The following is a 14,800-nucleotide window of genomic DNA, read 5'->3' as shown; positions in this document are numbered from 1 at the left end:
GATCCGGTCACAGACCTCCTCCATCCGGCCTAACCTGGGTGGAAGGGGGCGCGCTCCATCCGGCCCCGCCCGCACACGCCCTGACCCGGCGCGCCGCGATCCACCATCCACCCAGACCACGAGCAGCGAATCTGATGACAGACGCGACAGCAACCACTCCAGGTGCGGCCACCGTCCGCGAGGTCACCGCGGCCACCGACGACGCCATGCGCACTCTCGGCCGCGACCTCGCCGCCCTCGCCCGACCCGGCGACGTGCTGATCCTGTCCGGGCCGCTCGGCGCGGGGAAGACCACCCTCACCCAGGGCCTGGGCGAGGGCCTGGGCGTGCGCGGATCGGTGACCTCCCCGACCTTCGTCATCTCCCGGATCCACCCCTCCCTGACCGGAGGCCCCGACCTCGTCCACGTGGACGCCTACCGGCTCGGCGGGCCCGGCGAGATCGACGACATCGACCTGGACATGACCCTCCCCGACTCCGTCACCGTGGTGGAGTGGGGCGAGGGCGTGGCAGAGGGGCTCTCCGACGACCGGTTGGAGATCCGCATCGAACGCCACCCCGACGACACCCGCTCCGTCCACCTGCGCGCCGTCGGCGCCCGGTGGGCCGGCGCCGACCTGCCCGGCACCGCCGCCGGGCCCCGATAGGCGGTCACCCGTGCTCCTCCTGGCCTTCGACACCGCCACCCCGGCGGTCACCGCCGCCATCGGCGAGACCGGCGCCGACGGCTCCTTCACGCTGCGCGCCAGCGCCGGTTCCGTGGACGCCCGCCGCCACGGCGAACTGCTCGGCCCCACGATCGCCCGGCTCACCGAGGAGGCCGGGATCGTCCTGGCCGACCTCGACCACATCGCCGTCGGCATCGGCCCCGGGCCCTACACCGGCCTGCGGGTCGGGCTGGCCACCGCGCACGCCCTGTCCGACGCCCTCGGCGTCCCCTGCCACGGCGTCACCACCCTGGACGCGCTGGCCTTCGCCACCGGCCGGACCGAGCCCTTCGTCGCGATGACCGACGCCCGCCGCAAGGAGGTGTTCTGGGCCCGCTACGACGACCGGCTCACCCGCGTGGGCGAGGTGCGCGTCGACCGCCCCGCCGAGGTGGACACCGGCGGGCTCGCGCTGGTCGGCGACGGCGCCCGCATGTACGCCGACGTGCTCGGGGCCGGTTCGGCCTCGCCGGACCCGCTGCACCCGGACGCCGCCGCCATGGCGGAGCTGGCCCTGCTGCGCCTGGGCCGCGGCGAGGAGCTGCCCGCGCCCAACCCCCTCTACCTGCGCCGCCCGGACGCGGTGGAGCCCGGTGCTCCGAAGAAGGTGCGCCAGTGGGTGAAGTGACCCCGTCGCCGGGTCTGACCGGCGTGAGCCTGCGCGCGATGACCCCCGACGACGTCGCGGCCGTCATGGACCTCGAACACGCCCTGTTCCCCCTCGACGCCTGGAGCGAGGGCATGCTCAGGGATGAGCTGGCCGAGCCCACGCGCCACTACCTGGTCGCGGTGTCCGGGGACGCCGTCGTCGGCTACGCGGGGCTGCGCGCCGTCCCGCCCGAGGGCGACGTGCAGACCATGGCCGTGTCCGAGCAGGTCTGGGGCCGGGGCGTGGGCAGCGCGCTGCTCACCGAACTCCTCACCGAGGCGGCGCGGCGCGGCGTCACCCACGTGTTCCTGGAGGTGCGCTCGGACAACCCGCGCGCGCAGAGGCTCTACGGCCGGTTCGGCTTCGTGCAGATCGGTGTGCGGCGCGGCTACTACAACGGGGCGGACGCGCTCGTCATGCGGCGCGTCGCCGAGGAGGGGAACCATGAGTGACCTGCCGCTGGTCATGGGGATCGAGACGTCCTGCGACGAGACCGGCGTGGCCCTGGTGCGCGGCTGCGAGCTGCTCGGCGACGCCGTGGCCTCCAGCGTGGACCAGCACGTCCGGTTCGGCGGCGTGGTGCCCGAGGTGGCCAGCCGCGCGCACCTGGAGGCGATGACCCCGACCGTGCACCGGGCGCTGGACCAGGCCGGGGCCAAGCTGTCGGACGTGGACGCCGTCGCCGTCACCGCGGGCCCGGGACTGGCGGGCGCCCTGCTCGTGGGCGTGTCCGCCGCCAAGGCGTACGCGATGGCCCTGGGCAAGCCGCTCTACGGCGTGAACCACCTGGTGGGCCACGTGGCCGTGGACCAACTGGAGCACGGCCCGCTGCCCAAGCCCTCGATCGCCCTGCTGGTGTCGGGCGGCCACACCTCGCTGCTGCTGGTCAACGACCTGGCCACCGAGGTGGTCTCGCTCGGCGACACCGTGGACGACGCCGCCGGCGAGGCCTACGACAAGGTGGCCCGCCTGCTCGATCTGCCCTACCCGGGCGGTCCGCCCATCGACAAGGCGGCGCAGCGGGGCGACCCCAAGGCGATCCGCTTCCCGCGCGGCAAGTGGGGCGACGGCACCTACGACTTCTCGTTCTCGGGCCTGAAGACCGCCGTGGCCCGCCACGTGGAGGACACCGACCGCCGGGGCGAGCCCCTGGTGGTCGCCGACATCGCCGCCGCCTTCCAGGAGTCGGTGGTGGACGTGCTCACCCGCAAGGCCGTGGACGCCTGCGTGGAGCACGGCGTGAGCACGCTGGTCATCAGCGGGGGCGTGGCGGCGAACTCGGCGCTGCGCGCGCTGGCCGAGCAGCGCTGCCGGGAGGCGGGCGTCGAACTGCGCGTCCCGCGCCCGCGCCTGTGCACCGACAACGGCGCGATGATCGCCGCCCTCGGCGCCGAGGTCGTGGCGGCGGGCCTGCCCGCGTCCGCGCTGGACCTGGCCACGGACACCTCCCTGCCGGTCAGCTCGCCGCTGGCGGTGTAGCCCGACACGCGACCGCCCCGGCCCGCGGACGCTTCCCGCGGGCCGGGGCGGTCGCGTTGTCGTCCCTCACCCGGCCAGGGCCAGGCCCGCGCTGATGGCGGCGGCGATCAGGAACGCGATGGACCCCATGAGGGTCTCCATCACGGTCCAGCTCTTGAGCGTGGTCTTGATGTCGATGTCCAGGTAGCGGTTCATCAGCCAGAAGCCGGAGTCGTTGACGTGCGAGAGCACCGTCCCGCCCGCCGCGATCGCGATGACCACGAGCGCGATCTCGGGCTGCGACATCCCGGCCTCCGCGATGAGCGGGGCCACGATCGGTGCGGTGGTGACGATCGCGACCGTCTTGGACCCCAGGGCCACGCGCATGATCGTGGCGATGACGAACGCCAGCACGATGGCGGGCAGGGCCGTGGCGGACAGGATCCCCGCCACGGCCTCGCCCGCGCCCGTCGCCTCCAGCACCTCGCCGAAGACCCCGCCCGCACCGGTGACGAGCAGGACCAGGGCGGTCGGGCCCAGCGACGCGGAGGCGGCCTTCTCCACCCGCTCGCGCGTCATGCCCCCGCGCAGGCCCAGCAGCCAGAAGGACAGCAGGGTGGCGATCGTCAGCGCGGTGACGGGGTTGCCGACGAAGAGCAGGGCCTCCAGCACCGGCCCCTCGGGCAGCACCAGCGGGGAGAAGGTGTTGAGCAGGATGAGGGCCACCGGCAGGATGACCACGCCCAGGGTCAGCGACAGCGGTGGCGCGTTCTCGGGAACCTCGCTCAGCCCGTCGCCCTCCTCCCGGAAGGAAGCGGGGACGGGGACGAAGTTGCGGTCGCCCAGCCACTTGCCGAACACGTAGGCGCCCAGGTACCAGGCGGGCAGGCCGCAGACCAGGCCCATGAAGGCGATCCAGCCCAGGTGTCCGCCGAGCAGTTCGGCCGCGGCCACGGGGCCGGGGTGGGGCGGCAGGACCGCGTGCATGATGGCCAGGCCGCCCGCCGCGGGCAGCGCGACGCTGATCAGCGACCGGCCCGACCGGGCGGCGACCGCGTACAGCAGCGGGACCATGATGATGAAGCCCACGTCGAAGAAGACGGGGATGCCCAGGAGCAGCGCGGTCAGCCCCATGGCGAGCGGGGCGCGACCCTCGCCGAAGAGGGCGAGCAGGCGCTGTGACAGGAGCTGGGCGGCGCCTGTCTCCTGCATCATGCGGCCAAGCATCGCGCCGAGGGCGACAATGATGGCGATGCCGCCGAGCGTGTCGCCCATCCCGGCTTCGAGCAGGCCCGGGATGCTGCTGAGGGGCAGGCCCGCGGCGAACGCGACGGCCGCGCTCACCAGGAGCAGCGAGACGAAGGCGTGGAGTTTGGCCCGCAGGACCAGCACGAGCAGCAGGACCACGCCGAGCGCGACGGTGAGGATGAGGGCCCACGGCGGGAGGGACCAGGCCGCCGCGGGGGCTTCGCTCGCGGAGAGGAACGCCCCGGGGGCGGAGGGGTGGGTGGTGGAGAGCATGGGAGGCCTTGTCTCGGAAGGTGCGGGCGCTCCGCCGCGGCGGGACGCCCGGGGGCCGCGGCACCGGAGGGGGAGTCCGGTGGCGGAGGTGGTTCGCCGGGGCGGGGGCCGCTCCGGCGAACCCGGGGAGGGTTAGTGGTGCGCCGGACGGGCGGCGGGGGCGTGCCCCCCGGGGAGAACAGGATCGGTCCCGACTGCGCTCATATCGTCTCCATACGTAGACGTCATCTCTGTCTGTAGCCGCAGGTTATTTTGGGGGACACATCACGTCAACTTGGGACGCAGGGCACAGAGCATGATGAAACGGGCAACAGTGCGTGTGGCGCGGCGGGTGCGGGCGCGGGGGAGGGCAGGGGCGCGAACGACGGAAACCCCTGTGGCGCAAGGGGTCGGCCACGTGCCCCGGGACGCGCGGGGCGATGTTCGGGAGGACCGCGTTCTACACTGAGGACCCCGAGGCGGACGTCCTCGCTCGCCCCCGGCGGGCCGTCCGCGGCCGGGGGGCCGACCCGGCCCGCACGCAGCAGGAAGGAGGCGGTCGAGTGTCGGCCGCGGAAGGTCACGGCGGTGTCCGAGAGGTCAAGTCGGCGGCGCGCACCGTCGAACTCCTGGAGATCCTGGCGCGCTACCGGGACCCGGTCACCCTGCGCACCCTCTCGGAGGAGATGGGCATCCCACGCAGCAGCCTGTACGCGCTGGTGCAGACGCTCGTGAACCGGGGCTGGGTGCGCTCCGACCCCACCGGAGCCCTCTACGCGCTGGGCATCCGCGCGCTCTTCACCGGGACCGGCTACATCGACTCCGACGCCCGCGTGGCCCAGGCGCGCGGCCACCTGGACTCCCTCGCCGAGAAGCTGGGCGAGACCGTCCACCTGGCCCGCCTCGACGGCGGCGACGTCGTCTACCTGGCCACCCAGGAGTCACGGCACTACCTGCGCCCCTTCAGCCGGGTGGGCCGACGGCTGCCCGCGCACAGCACCGCCCTGGGCAAGGCCCTGCTCGCCGAGCGGGAGGACGGGCAGGTGCGCGACCTGCTGCCCGCGAAGCTGGAGGCGCTCACCGACGAGACGATCACCGACGTGGACGCGCTCCTGGAGGATCTGGCGCGCATCCGCGAGCGCGGCTACTCCACCGACGACGGGGAGAACGTCGTGGGCCTGCGGTGCGTGGCGGTGTCCCTGCGCTACGACCACCCGGCCGTGGACGCCCTGAGCTGTTCGGTCCCGACGCCCCGGTACACCGATGAGGTGGCCGCGGCCGTGCTGGAGGCCCTGATGGAGGCGCGGGCGATCCTGGAGCGCTACTGGCCCCCGACCCTGGGATGAGGCGTGTGGGAGGTGGGAGGTCGAAGCCTTCCACCCCCACACGTGGTCATGGTGCCCGGCCTCAGCCGAAGAGTTCCTCGGGGCTGTTCACCTTGGCGGCCTTGCTGGCCCAGCCTTCGAGGGTGGCGAGGTCGTCACAGGATTCGATCCGCTGGCGGATCTCATCGGAGACCTCGAAGCCCCGGGAGGAGAGGAAGAGGATCACGCTGCGCGCGACGCCCTCCTCGCGGCCTTCCTCGCGGCCGATGTCGACGTACTCGCGGGCGAAGTCGCTCTGCCAGTTGTAGGTTCCCACGGACATCAGGTCCTCCAGGTATTTCCGGGCCTCGTCGGAGCGCCCGGCCAGTACGTAGTCATAGTAGAACGCGCGGTGGTCGGAGGACACGGCGTTCAGCGCCTCCATCACCGCGTCCAGCGTGCGCAGATCGTGGTCACCGTGCGCCTTGGCCGACAGCACCGCCAGTTCGGGCATACTCCGCGCCTGCTCCGGGTCAGCGACCACCGGAGTGTTGGACGGTCCCACCACGAGAGGCGTGAGGTGGTCGCCCGGGTACCCGGTGTGGATCGGACCGGTGTAGTACCGGGCGAGTGCGTCGGTGGGGCACAGCGCCAACAGCACTGTCGGGCACTTGACCTGGGCTCGGACAGTGGCGTGATAGACCGGCCAGGTCCAGAACTTGTCCTGTTCCTGCTTGTGCTGGCGCTCCACGACCACGGCCAGGACCTTCTCGGTGCCGTTGCGCAGCACCACGGCGCCGTCGCTGGTGTAGACGCGCGGTTTGCTGTCGGTGCACTCGGAGGAGGTCATCGAGGCCTCGGTGTACTCGGGCAGTTCGAAGCCCACCGCGTCACGGAGCAGGGGGATGACCACCTCCGGTGCGTTCCGAATGATCTTCAGGGGTATCTCGTGTTCTTCGCTGGGCACGGCGTTCCTTGTTGTTGTCGTAGGGGCGGGGAATGAGGTCACGCGGGTGCGGCCTGGCGCTGCTGGTCGTGCCAGGTGCGGACGAGGGAGGCGAGTTCGGCCCACTCGGCGGAGCGGGCGGGTCGGGCTGGCCGGGTGCGGGTGGGCTCGGCGGGCCGGACGACGCCGAAGCGGGGCGCGGGTTCGCCGAGCAGGTCGCCGCCGGGGTCGTCCCGCCACTGCTGGACAAGCGCGGCGGCGCGTTCCTGGACGAGGGCGAACGCGCGTTGGACCTCGTCCGCCTCGGAAACGGGTTCGGCGCTGCGGGGCGCTGGGATCCGGACCGTGGATACGCGTGCGCTCAGAAGTTCGTGGGCGGCGAAGTAGGGCCTGACCAGGGCGATGTCCTCGGCCGGAACGGTCTGTCCGGGCAGTGCCAGGCGGGGAGGCGGAAGCGGGGCCGGGGGAGGGGCGGGGACGTAGCGCTGGACGCGGGTGGAACGGCGGCGGCGACCGGCCACCGTGGAGTGGCGTCCGCACGGTGCGGAGAAGAAGGCGATCAGCGGGCCGAGGGCACGGCTGAGAAGGGCAGCGCTAAACTGGCGCATGCTGGCAATCCTTGTGTCTAAAGGTATGGATGTTGCTGGCCAAGGCCCCGGGCGGAGATAACCGTCGCGGGGTCATTCGTGCTTTCAGTTGTGTGTTCGGGAAAAGGGTAAGGCATCGCGGGAGTGCTTGGCGAAACTACGGCGAAGTAATGTTCGAGGAAGCCGCAGGTTGATCGTCATTGCAGTTCAGAAGCCCCGCGAGGACTTTACTCGCCAAAAAGAAAAAAGGTTCTATCCGGGCATGGAGCACAAAAAGGCCCCTGTCCCGGAAGCTCGGGACAGGGGCCGGTGTGATGCGGTCAGCGGTCGCCCTTGACGGAGGCGAGGAAGCCGGACCAGGCGGGGCTCCCGAAGGCGAGGTGGCCGTGGTCGCGGTGCTGGGTGTCGCGGACCAGGGTGTGCTCGGAGCCCTCGGCGACCTCCACACAGTTCTGGTGAGATGCTCCGCTGTAGCTGCTCTTGTGCCACTGGACGTCACTCATGGCGGAAAACCCTCAATCGTCTCTTCGACCAGCCGCAGCGACCGGCTTGGTGGCATCGCTGCTGCTTGCAGGCGGTGGAACCTCAGTTTGAACTCTCCCACGGCGTCGGGATCGTGGACGAACTGGCCCTTGTAGGCCGACTCCGCGTAGACGAGCTCCCGTTCCGGCGGGGGGCGAGGAGATGTTGGAACGGCAGCAAGCTCGACTACCACCGGGCCCATCCCCTCCTGACGGTTCTGTCCGAACTCCACACGAACGCTCTGAGGCACACGGCCTCGGGGAGCTCGTGCGGTCGCGTGCGCATGGAGATGGAGGGCTATCGGGGCGTGTTCTGGCTCGCGGTGACCGACGACGGGGCCCTGCCGGGCAGGCAGCCCACCGTCCCGGAGGTCGGTACCGGCTTCGGCCTGCGCCTGGTAGACCGCCTGGCCACGGCCTGGGGGTGGTTCGGGCGGCCGGGACACCCGATCACCGTCTGGGCGGTGGTCGACCCGCGCGGGAGCGCGTCCCCGGCGGAGCCGGGACGGCAGCCGGGGCTCCCCGCGCGTGGCCCCGGGGTTCCGGCTCGTGGCCCGGGTGCTCTTGGGACGGAGACGCCCGAGGTGGCGGTCCCCGCCCAGCGCGCCGCCGAGTGAAAGGCGTCCTTCAAGGGGCGGGTCGCGAGAGTCAGTGGCCTGCCCTCTTGCTGTGTAAGGACTCCTCCGCGACCTGACCACATTCGGACACGGAAGGAACATTGCCGCAGCTGGTGGGGGTCTACTGATCAGCGCTGTCTCCAAGCCTCGGTATCGTCGGCGGGGTAATCAGTCCATTACCTCCCACTATCCCCCTTCTGGCCACGCATCCCGAGCCAGCGCGATGAAGTAGGTGGAACGTCATGCCATCCAACACGGCAGGGGTCAATCCCGAGGACGCCCATGCCGGAGGTGTGGCCGCAGAGCAGGCCGCAGCTCTCCTGAAGGACCTTCCCACGGAGTTCGACGAAGCCGTCCAAGCCGTCCAGAGCGCGATGAACCCGGAACCCGGTGTCAAGGGATGGAGCGCCTTCGGCGATGACCATGTGGAGCACATGGAGGACGTCAAGCGCCACGCGGATGCCATCGCCGGGAACATCCAGGGAGGTGCCGAAGAAGGCGCCAGAACCGACCAGGAGTCGGCCGAACAGTTCCCTCCCAACATCTGACAGCGGCCTTAGTTCCCCCGATCCCCTGGAGTAAAAGACGTGGCTTCCCTCAGCTACACCGAGTGTGAGATCGACACCGGGACCCTTCAGTCCCAAGCCGAAACATTTCAGGAGCTTCACGCCAAGATAAGTGGCCGTTCCGGAGAGTTCAGCACCATCACGGAACCCGTCGCCACGCACTTCGAAGGCTTGGTCGGCGAGGGGCTCAAAAGCGTCGCCGCCGAGAACCAGGAAGCATGGAGCAGTGCCATGATGGCGTGCTACCACGCCTACGGCATGGTCCAGAAGGTCATCACGGACGTTGAGTGGTACGAGAACAGGATCGAGGAGATCAAAGCTGATCTGGCGACCGCATTGGGTTCCTCTCCCTCTACGGGAGATGAGACAGAGAATGCCAGCCTGCGTAACGCTATCGTTGTGAGCCACAACGAGATGGCAACAGAAGCCTGGGAGAAACTGGAGACCCGGTGCGAGGCCACTGAGGAACGCCTCAGGGAAGGGCCCACTCCAGATAATATCAAGGAGCTTATCGAAGCAGGGCACCTCGGAGAAAATATTGCCTACTACACCACTAGCGACGTTGACTATTTCTATTTTGATGGGAGCGCTGGTGAAAACGTCGCATGGGCGATCAAAAACGCTGCGCTGAATGGGGGTCTAGAGAACGAAGAATTCCTTGAAGAGCAGCTTTCTATCATCGCTGCCATGGTCGCACTGGCGGCCCGGAAACAGGAAGACGGTGAGCAGCTTACGGAAGAAGAGCTCGCTTTCCTCGAAGCATTGAACGGTGAGTTGGATATAGCGGGCTCTGAGTCTACCTTTACGCGAACCGAAGAGATCGACGGGGAATACCTTAGTACGATCAGAAGCATCAACGAAAGCGACTGGTTGACGGGCGACCAGAAGGAAAGAATTTCCGAACTTTTGGGTGGCGCACTCCTTGCATCAACAAATGAAGAGATCGGTGGTTCCTATGAGAGCCTTCCTGAAAGTTTGCAGGATGTAGTCGAAGGCCCAATGCCCAGTGATTTCAATGGAACTAACGATGATTCGCAAGGGCTGGCAGAGTGGACTGCGGATGTAGAAACTTTGGCGGAGCTTCTTGGAAGTACGGGAGATGGTGTTCAAGGAGGAGTGGAGTTTTCTGCGACAGTGACCACAACGTTCGGCCACGTCATAGGGCAAGCGGGTGAGTCGCTCGAGCTCTCCGCCGCTGTAGAAACTTCGGAAGTTTCAATCGGGCAGCTACTTGAAGTGGCCATGAGAAACGAAGACGCTAATTACACGGTTCTTGTGGGAGAAACGCCCGGGCCGGGATCGGATGTTTTTGAACACCCGATCTACGGAGAAGTCGGCTTGGATGAAATTATTAATTCTCTCTATACTTACGAGTGGGAGGACGGTGGGAAATCAATAACCGGACTCACTGATTGGATCGTTGACTATGAGATGAGTGGTGATACCACAGAAGACAGGATGGCAACGCGAGCAGCCTTCGAACTTATATCAACTATGACGGACGAACCTCTTCGGACTCAGCTTCAGGGGACCGGAAACGAAGTCAATGGGAATGTCGATGCGGCGTTCACGGAGTACAATAACTACCTTGCGGCAAGTCTGAATAATGTGTACATTGTGAACATTGACGATTTCGCGATGTTCCCTGATCCCCAGGGAGGGAGTGTTGAGGATCGGTGGGGTCTAATGTCAGTCGACGACCTTGATCGAAACCCTCTCCATGAAAACGATGACATCGCACTGTTCCTATCCCAGGATACAAAAAGAGACTTCCTGCAAATTCTTCTTGCAAACGACGAGCTCGCCCCAAATATCCTTGCTGCAACAAGTTCCTATGAGACGGAGCTCATTGGATTTGCTCTAACGGGATCCGGTGATTGGCAATATGAATTGGATGGCATTGAAGGAGACACCGGAAGCGAAGCTAAGGATCTGGGACAGCGTGCGGGGATGCTGAGAAATTTGGTGAGTGAGGCCATTGTTCAGGAGCTTCATGATCGTGGAGCAACAGAGAGTGAAGCGAGAGCTGAACTCGCCCAGAAGTGGATGACGGGTTATGAAGTAGCAAAAATTGCTGCTACTGATATAGCAGGTGCTGGCGAACACGGGCTACCTGGAACGATTGTCAATATCGTTATGGAACTTGCCAAGGAGGATGTTAAGAGTTCATTCGTTGAACAGGCAGAAGAGCAGATTAATGACAATTACTCTGATGGCTCCTCTGCGGAGTGGATGTTTGAGAACGATGCAGAATTGTCTCGAATGCTTAGATTGCAGGCGTTGAACTACGCCGTAGAAAACGGGTTCATTTCTGAGGATTCACTGCCTTCGGATCTGAACGATCCGACAAGTAACGGCGAAGGCCTTCCTCGGGATCCCGGAGTCTGGGGGGAAGGTGCACCGGCTAATGACAGACTGATGGAAAGGTTGCTCTATGCATTGGAGAAGGGAGACGCTCCGATCGAAGACTTCAATGGGAGCGGTGTTCGGATCAATCCGTTTGGTGACGACGTGGAGTCAACCATAGAGGACTTCCAGGACGGATATGGATCTCACCATGAGAGTCTCAGTGACCTTTTTCGAGCTGCCGAAGAGGTTGCTGAAGCGCGCAAAGAAAACCCTAAGGATTGATGTTGCCAGGCATGTCTATTGTTAATTCCGTTTCCTCGAGGAGGAAATATGTATACGCCTCGATTTTCATCGCTGCGGCTCTTCTGATCGCTGGCTCCTTGTATTTCTCTTTCTCGCCTGGAGTGGAGTACTCTTCTGATCCTGATGTCGAAAGTCATGTGCTCTCTTCTGAAGACATGAAACGAGCGAGAGATGATTTTTCGGAATACGAGGGAGATGAGGTAAACGATATTATTGCGACCGCGGATGGCGCTGTGCTAGTCCTCAGAGACCGTTTGGTTTCAGTTGGCGGGCCCGACTGGCGCGAGATGTGGAGCTATGAGAGAAGGGGGGAAGTCAGGCAGGTATTCGTTTCTCCTTCGGGAAAGAGAATCCATGTCCTTTTCGGGGATGGAATGCTTCCCTGGGGGAGTGTCAGTGTTGTGGGATTGCGGTCATCAAACGGAGACAGTTTGTATGAGCATTCTGCAGATTCTCTGATGGGAGGAGGGCAGGATGGGGACTATTACTTTTCTGATGAATATTTTATGAGGATCTCTGTCGAAGGCGAAGACATGTCCATGGAATCATATGAACTTGATTCTGGAGAGCTGTCCTGGGAGGGAAACGTTAGTTCTCTCTGTGCGACCGGGCGGTTTGATTCATCTGTCGGATTGGATGTGATGCCCGCCCCTGTAGGATTTATTGCCTCTTTGAACTGCCTTGCAGACGATGGTGGAGTGCGGCAGCTTTTGGTGCATCTAGAGGAAGACAGGGGGGGTGAATACTGGAGAGAGGAGTGGGATGCAGAGGAGTCCGAGAACATAGACATGTTCTACCTGTCGGGCGCTACGGTTCCCGGTGCAACGGATGATCTGCTGGGTCAGGCGCTGGCTTCCCGAAACGGTGATATCGAGTACGCGTTTGTTGCTGATGGCGCCAGAATGGCTGCGGGTGCGGATTATGTAGTTCCGTCGGTCTTTGATTACCAGCCTCTGCGCGAGGTGTTCCCGGTTCCTCTTGAAGACGATGAGGTCCGTCCCGACTTGGTCGTCTTCGGTATGCCTGCGGAGATCGAACTCCAAGTAGCTGTTCAGGGCGCTTGGCAGCTCGTTCAAGACCCGGAGGCCGATGTGGAAATAGAAGACTTCTCTATCTTGGAATTCCGTGATCAGGGCGAGTTGGTGCGTGCGACCAGCTACAGAAACTGGGAGGAGCAGAGTTCTCCGTCTGCTGTTAGGACCTTGATTAACGAGATGATTCTTTCTTTGGGTGGAGAGTAGCGACCTTCAGGGGGAATTGGCGACCCGCTGCTGATCGACGGTGGAATTGGTGCGGAGCCCCAACACTGTTGCTTTAGGTTGTTGTCGCTGTCGGGACTGTGAACTGGCGTGCGCAAGGGATCGGGGCCAACCGTTGGGGCGGTGCCCACGACCGCACCCACTCGCGAGGCATTTGAATATCGACGACGCCTATGCGAGCGGCTCCACGTCGTCGGAAGCCGCGGCACGGCCGTGCTGCCCGCCGCCACCGGCTTGACGAAGGCCTGCGGTGTGTCTGCCAATGGACTGATCAATGCCCGCCGCTGCCACTCGCCGCGTGTGACCACGTCCCTGGTCCCTTGCACGGCGTTGTTCGAAGGCGCCGCAGTCTTGGTCGGGAAACTGGGGCGAACGCCGGTCGATGGCCTTGCCTCCGTGTTGACGCCGGGCCGGGCTTCCTCCCCGGCGGGCGGGGTAGTCGGGCCGTATGGACGCGACTCCTCAGCACCACGGCTCACCGGCAGCCCTGCCCACCGTCACCAGCCTGTCCGAGCTGGCCGACCTCGTCCGCGGCCACGACCGCCTCTACCTGCGCTACTCGGACGGCCCCGAGCGGGACCGCGACGTCGTGAGCAAGGACTACGAGAGCGAACTCGAACTTCCCGGGCTCTCGGTCACCGTCCTCACCCCCGAGTCCTGGTGGACCCGGCCCCTGGAGGACTGGCTCTCCCGCCAGGTGCGCAAGTACGCCTCACTGGTCGAGGACGACCCGGACCGGGTGGGGTGGGTCCTCCAGGGCGACACCGTCGCCCACGGCCCCGACCACGAACCGCTCCTGGGCGGGGTGCGGCCGGTCGCCTACCTCTCCGAGGCCGTGATGGAGGAGGCGCAGCGCAGGTACCGGGAGCGCTTCGAGGCGGGCAGGAAACCGACCGACCCGTAGCGGCCGGTCCGCTTCCCGCGCGTTTCGGCCCCCGGGGGTGGAACCGGATTCGGTCTCCGTGGTTGGCTTCGGGGTATGTTCGCTATCACCGCAGCACGCTTCGCGCCCGACGACCCCGTCTCCGCCCTGGAGGCGGGCGAACGGCCTGACCCCGAGCCCCGCGAGGGGTGGACGACCGTCGACGTCAGGGCCGCGTCCCTCAACCACCACGACCTGTGGAGCCTGCGCGGCGTCGGGCTGAGCAAGGAACGCCTGCCCATGATCCTCGGCTGCGACGCGGCCGGGGTGGACGAGGACGGCAACGAGGTCATCGTGCACGGCGTCGTCGGCGACCCGGCCGCCGGGGGAGGGGACGAGACGCGCGACCCCCGCCGGTCGCTGCTCTCGGAGATCCACGACGGCACCTTCGCCGAGAAGGTCCTGGTGCCCCGCGCCAACCTGGTGCCCAAACCGGAGGAGCTGTCCTTCGAGGAGGCCGCCTGCCTGCCCACCGCGTGGCTGACCGCCTACAGCATGCTCTTCGGCAAGGCCGACCTGCGGCCGGGCTCCACGGTACTCGTCCAGGGCGCCGGGGGAGGCGTGGCCGGGGCGCTCATCCGGCTGGCGTCGCAGGTGGGCCACCGGGTCTACGCCACCAGCCGCAGCGAGGAGAAGCGGGCCAGGGCCCTCTCCCTGGGCGCGCACGCGGCGCTGCCCACCGGCGAGCGCCTGCCGGAGAAGGTCGACGCCGTCTTCGACTCGGTCGGCCAGGCCACGTGGGCGCACTCGCTGCGCTCCCTGAAGCCGGGCGGCGCCGTCATCACCTGCGGCGCGACCAGCGGCGACGCGCCTCCGGCCGAACTCAACCGGGTGTTCTTCCTCCAACTGCGGGTCCTGGGCTCCACCATGGGCACCCGTGAGGAGCTGGCCGCCCTGGCCCGGATGTGCGTGCGCACCGGCATCCGGCCCGAGATCGACCGGGTGCTGCCCCTGGCACGGGCCGAGGAGGGCTTCCGGGCGATGGCCGAGGGCGAGCAGTTCGGCAAGATCGTCTTCACCGTCTGACAGCTGGTGTGCTGGTCCGGGACCTGGTGGCCCGCTCGGGTTCCGGACCGCTTCCGGGGGCGCCGCGGCTGTGTGAACCCGCCGGA

The 14,800-nt window shown here is 66.4% G+C and carries 16 protein-coding genes; 11 read left to right on the top strand and 5 right to left on the bottom strand.

The features are described 5' to 3' along the window. Nucleotides 1-134: 134 nt before the first annotated feature. Genes tsaE through tsaD form a run of 4 tightly spaced genes read left to right on the top strand, consistent with a single transcriptional unit; the run spans nt 135 to nt 2,835 of the window. Nucleotides 135-647, top strand: a complete 513-nt coding sequence (gene tsaE, locus ACSTA4_RS25350; RefSeq protein ID WP_248772079.1) for a tRNA (adenosine(37)-N6)-threonylcarbamoyltransferase complex ATPase subunit type 1 TsaE — start codon at nt 135-137, stop codon at nt 645-647. Nucleotides 648-657: 10 nt separating this feature from the next. Beyond that, nucleotides 658-1,335: a tRNA (adenosine(37)-N6)-threonylcarbamoyltransferase complex dimerization subunit type 1 TsaB gene (gene tsaB, locus ACSTA4_RS25345; protein ID WP_444961285.1), complete on the top strand. Its 678-nt coding sequence runs from the start codon at nt 658-660 to the stop codon at nt 1,333-1,335. A 38-nt stretch (nt 1,336-1,373) separates the two neighbouring features. After that, nucleotides 1,374-1,808, top strand: a complete 435-nt coding sequence (gene rimI, locus ACSTA4_RS25340) for a ribosomal protein S18-alanine N-acetyltransferase (protein ID WP_268742939.1) — start codon at nt 1,374-1,376, stop codon at nt 1,806-1,808. Further along, nucleotides 1,801-2,835 carry a tRNA (adenosine(37)-N6)-threonylcarbamoyltransferase complex transferase subunit TsaD gene (gene tsaD / locus ACSTA4_RS25335; protein ID WP_248772077.1) on the top strand — a complete coding sequence of 345 codons (1,035 nt, stop codon included), beginning with the start codon at nt 1,801-1,803 and terminating at the stop codon, nt 2,833-2,835. Before rimI ends, tsaD begins: the two co-directional genes overlap by 8 nt. Nucleotides 2,836-2,901: 66 nt before the next feature. On the opposite strand, the gene ACSTA4_RS25330 is transcribed toward tsaD, so the two are convergent. Then, complete coding sequence (locus tag ACSTA4_RS25330; protein WP_444961284.1) at nt 2,902-4,335, bottom strand: GntP family permease; 1,434 nt, start codon at nt 4,333-4,335, stop codon at nt 2,902-2,904. Nucleotides 4,336-4,877: 542 nt separating this feature from the next. Between ACSTA4_RS25330 and ACSTA4_RS25325 the strand changes: the two genes are divergently transcribed. Continuing rightward, nucleotides 4,878-5,660 carry an IclR family transcriptional regulator gene (locus tag ACSTA4_RS25325; protein WP_248772075.1) on the top strand — a complete coding sequence of 261 codons (783 nt, stop codon included), beginning with the start codon at nt 4,878-4,880 and terminating at the stop codon, nt 5,658-5,660. Between the two features lie 61 nt (nt 5,661-5,721). Here ACSTA4_RS25325 and ACSTA4_RS25320 read toward each other — a convergent pair whose 3' ends face one another. The 4 genes from ACSTA4_RS25320 to ACSTA4_RS25305 all read right to left on the bottom strand — a co-directional run bounded on the left by ACSTA4_RS25320 (nt 5,722) and on the right by ACSTA4_RS25305 (nt 7,905). After that, entirely contained in the window at nt 5,722-6,585 is an 864-nt protein-coding gene (locus ACSTA4_RS25320; RefSeq protein ID WP_444961283.1) for a hypothetical protein, read from the bottom strand. Between the two features lie 38 nt (nt 6,586-6,623). Further along, a complete protein-coding gene (locus ACSTA4_RS25315) occupies nt 6,624-7,172 on the bottom strand; it encodes a hypothetical protein (protein ID WP_444961282.1) in 549 nt (182 codons plus the stop codon). Nucleotides 7,173-7,471: 299 nt separating this feature from the next. After that, nucleotides 7,472-7,654, bottom strand: a complete 183-nt coding sequence (locus ACSTA4_RS25310) for a DUF397 domain-containing protein (RefSeq protein WP_061079927.1) — start codon at nt 7,652-7,654, stop codon at nt 7,472-7,474. Then, a complete protein-coding gene (locus tag ACSTA4_RS25305) occupies nt 7,651-7,905 on the bottom strand; it encodes a Scr1 family TA system antitoxin-like transcriptional regulator (RefSeq protein WP_444961281.1) in 255 nt (84 codons plus the stop codon). The genes ACSTA4_RS25310 and ACSTA4_RS25305 overlap by 4 nt, the downstream gene beginning before the upstream one ends. Here ACSTA4_RS25305 and ACSTA4_RS25300 point away from each other — a divergent pair. The 6 genes from ACSTA4_RS25300 (at nt 7,882) to ACSTA4_RS25275 (ending at nt 14,714) form a co-directional block, all read left to right on the top strand. Further along, the gene (locus ACSTA4_RS25300) at nt 7,882-8,289 is read left to right on the top strand and encodes an ATP-binding protein (RefSeq protein WP_444964273.1); all 408 of its coding nucleotides are present in this window, start codon (nt 7,882-7,884) and stop codon (nt 8,287-8,289) included. The genes ACSTA4_RS25305 and ACSTA4_RS25300 overlap by 24 nt on opposite strands. Nucleotides 8,290-8,531: 242 nt before the next feature. Continuing rightward, nucleotides 8,532-8,837, top strand: coding sequence for a hypothetical protein (locus ACSTA4_RS25295; RefSeq protein ID WP_416023484.1), 306 nt, complete (start codon nt 8,532-8,534; stop codon nt 8,835-8,837). 39 nt (nt 8,838-8,876) lie between these two features. Continuing rightward, nucleotides 8,877-11,486 carry a TPR repeat region-containing protein gene (locus tag ACSTA4_RS25290; RefSeq protein WP_444961280.1) on the top strand — a complete coding sequence of 870 codons (2,610 nt, stop codon included), beginning with the start codon at nt 8,877-8,879 and terminating at the stop codon, nt 11,484-11,486. Further along, on the top strand, nt 11,486-12,748 hold the full coding sequence (locus tag ACSTA4_RS25285) for a hypothetical protein (protein ID WP_444961279.1): 1,263 nt from the start codon (nt 11,486-11,488) through the stop codon (nt 12,746-12,748). The genes ACSTA4_RS25290 and ACSTA4_RS25285 overlap by 1 nt, the downstream gene beginning before the upstream one ends. A 466-nt stretch (nt 12,749-13,214) precedes the next feature. Next, nucleotides 13,215-13,670, top strand: a complete 456-nt coding sequence (locus ACSTA4_RS25280) for a DUF6098 family protein (protein WP_444961278.1) — start codon at nt 13,215-13,217, stop codon at nt 13,668-13,670. A gap of 75 nt (nt 13,671-13,745) precedes the next feature. After that, a complete protein-coding gene (locus tag ACSTA4_RS25275) occupies nt 13,746-14,714 on the top strand; it encodes a zinc-binding dehydrogenase (protein WP_444961277.1) in 969 nt (322 codons plus the stop codon). The last annotated feature ends 86 nt before the right edge of the window (nt 14,715-14,800 follow it).

The organism is Nocardiopsis sp. M1B1 (genome assembly GCF_052466615.1).
Note: the sequence above shows the minus strand (reverse complement) of the source record. Positions and strands in the feature narration are given on the sequence as shown.

Coding starts and splice junctions, on each gene's coding strand:
- tsaE (WP_248772079.1), top strand. CDS start 135: ATGACAGACGCGACAGCAACCACTCCAGGTGCGGCCACCGTCCGCGAG.
- rimI (WP_268742939.1), top strand. CDS start 1,374: ATGACCCCCGACGACGTCGCGGCCGTCATGGACCTCGAACACGCCCTG.
- tsaD (WP_248772077.1), top strand. CDS start 1,801: ATGAGTGACCTGCCGCTGGTCATGGGGATCGAGACGTCCTGCGACGAG.
- ACSTA4_RS25330 (WP_444961284.1), bottom strand. CDS start 4,335: ATGCTCTCCACCACCCACCCCTCCGCCCCCGGGGCGTTCCTCTCCGCG.
- ACSTA4_RS25315 (WP_444961282.1), bottom strand. CDS start 7,172: ATGCGCCAGTTTAGCGCTGCCCTTCTCAGCCGTGCCCTCGGCCCGCTG.
- ACSTA4_RS25310 (WP_061079927.1), bottom strand. CDS start 7,654: ATGAGTGACGTCCAGTGGCACAAGAGCAGCTACAGCGGAGCATCTCAC.
- ACSTA4_RS25295 (WP_416023484.1), top strand. CDS start 8,532: ATGCCATCCAACACGGCAGGGGTCAATCCCGAGGACGCCCATGCCGGA.
- ACSTA4_RS25285 (WP_444961279.1), top strand. CDS start 11,486: ATGTTGCCAGGCATGTCTATTGTTAATTCCGTTTCCTCGAGGAGGAAA.
- ACSTA4_RS25280 (WP_444961278.1), top strand. CDS start 13,215: ATGGACGCGACTCCTCAGCACCACGGCTCACCGGCAGCCCTGCCCACC.
- ACSTA4_RS25275 (WP_444961277.1), top strand. CDS start 13,746: ATGTTCGCTATCACCGCAGCACGCTTCGCGCCCGACGACCCCGTCTCC.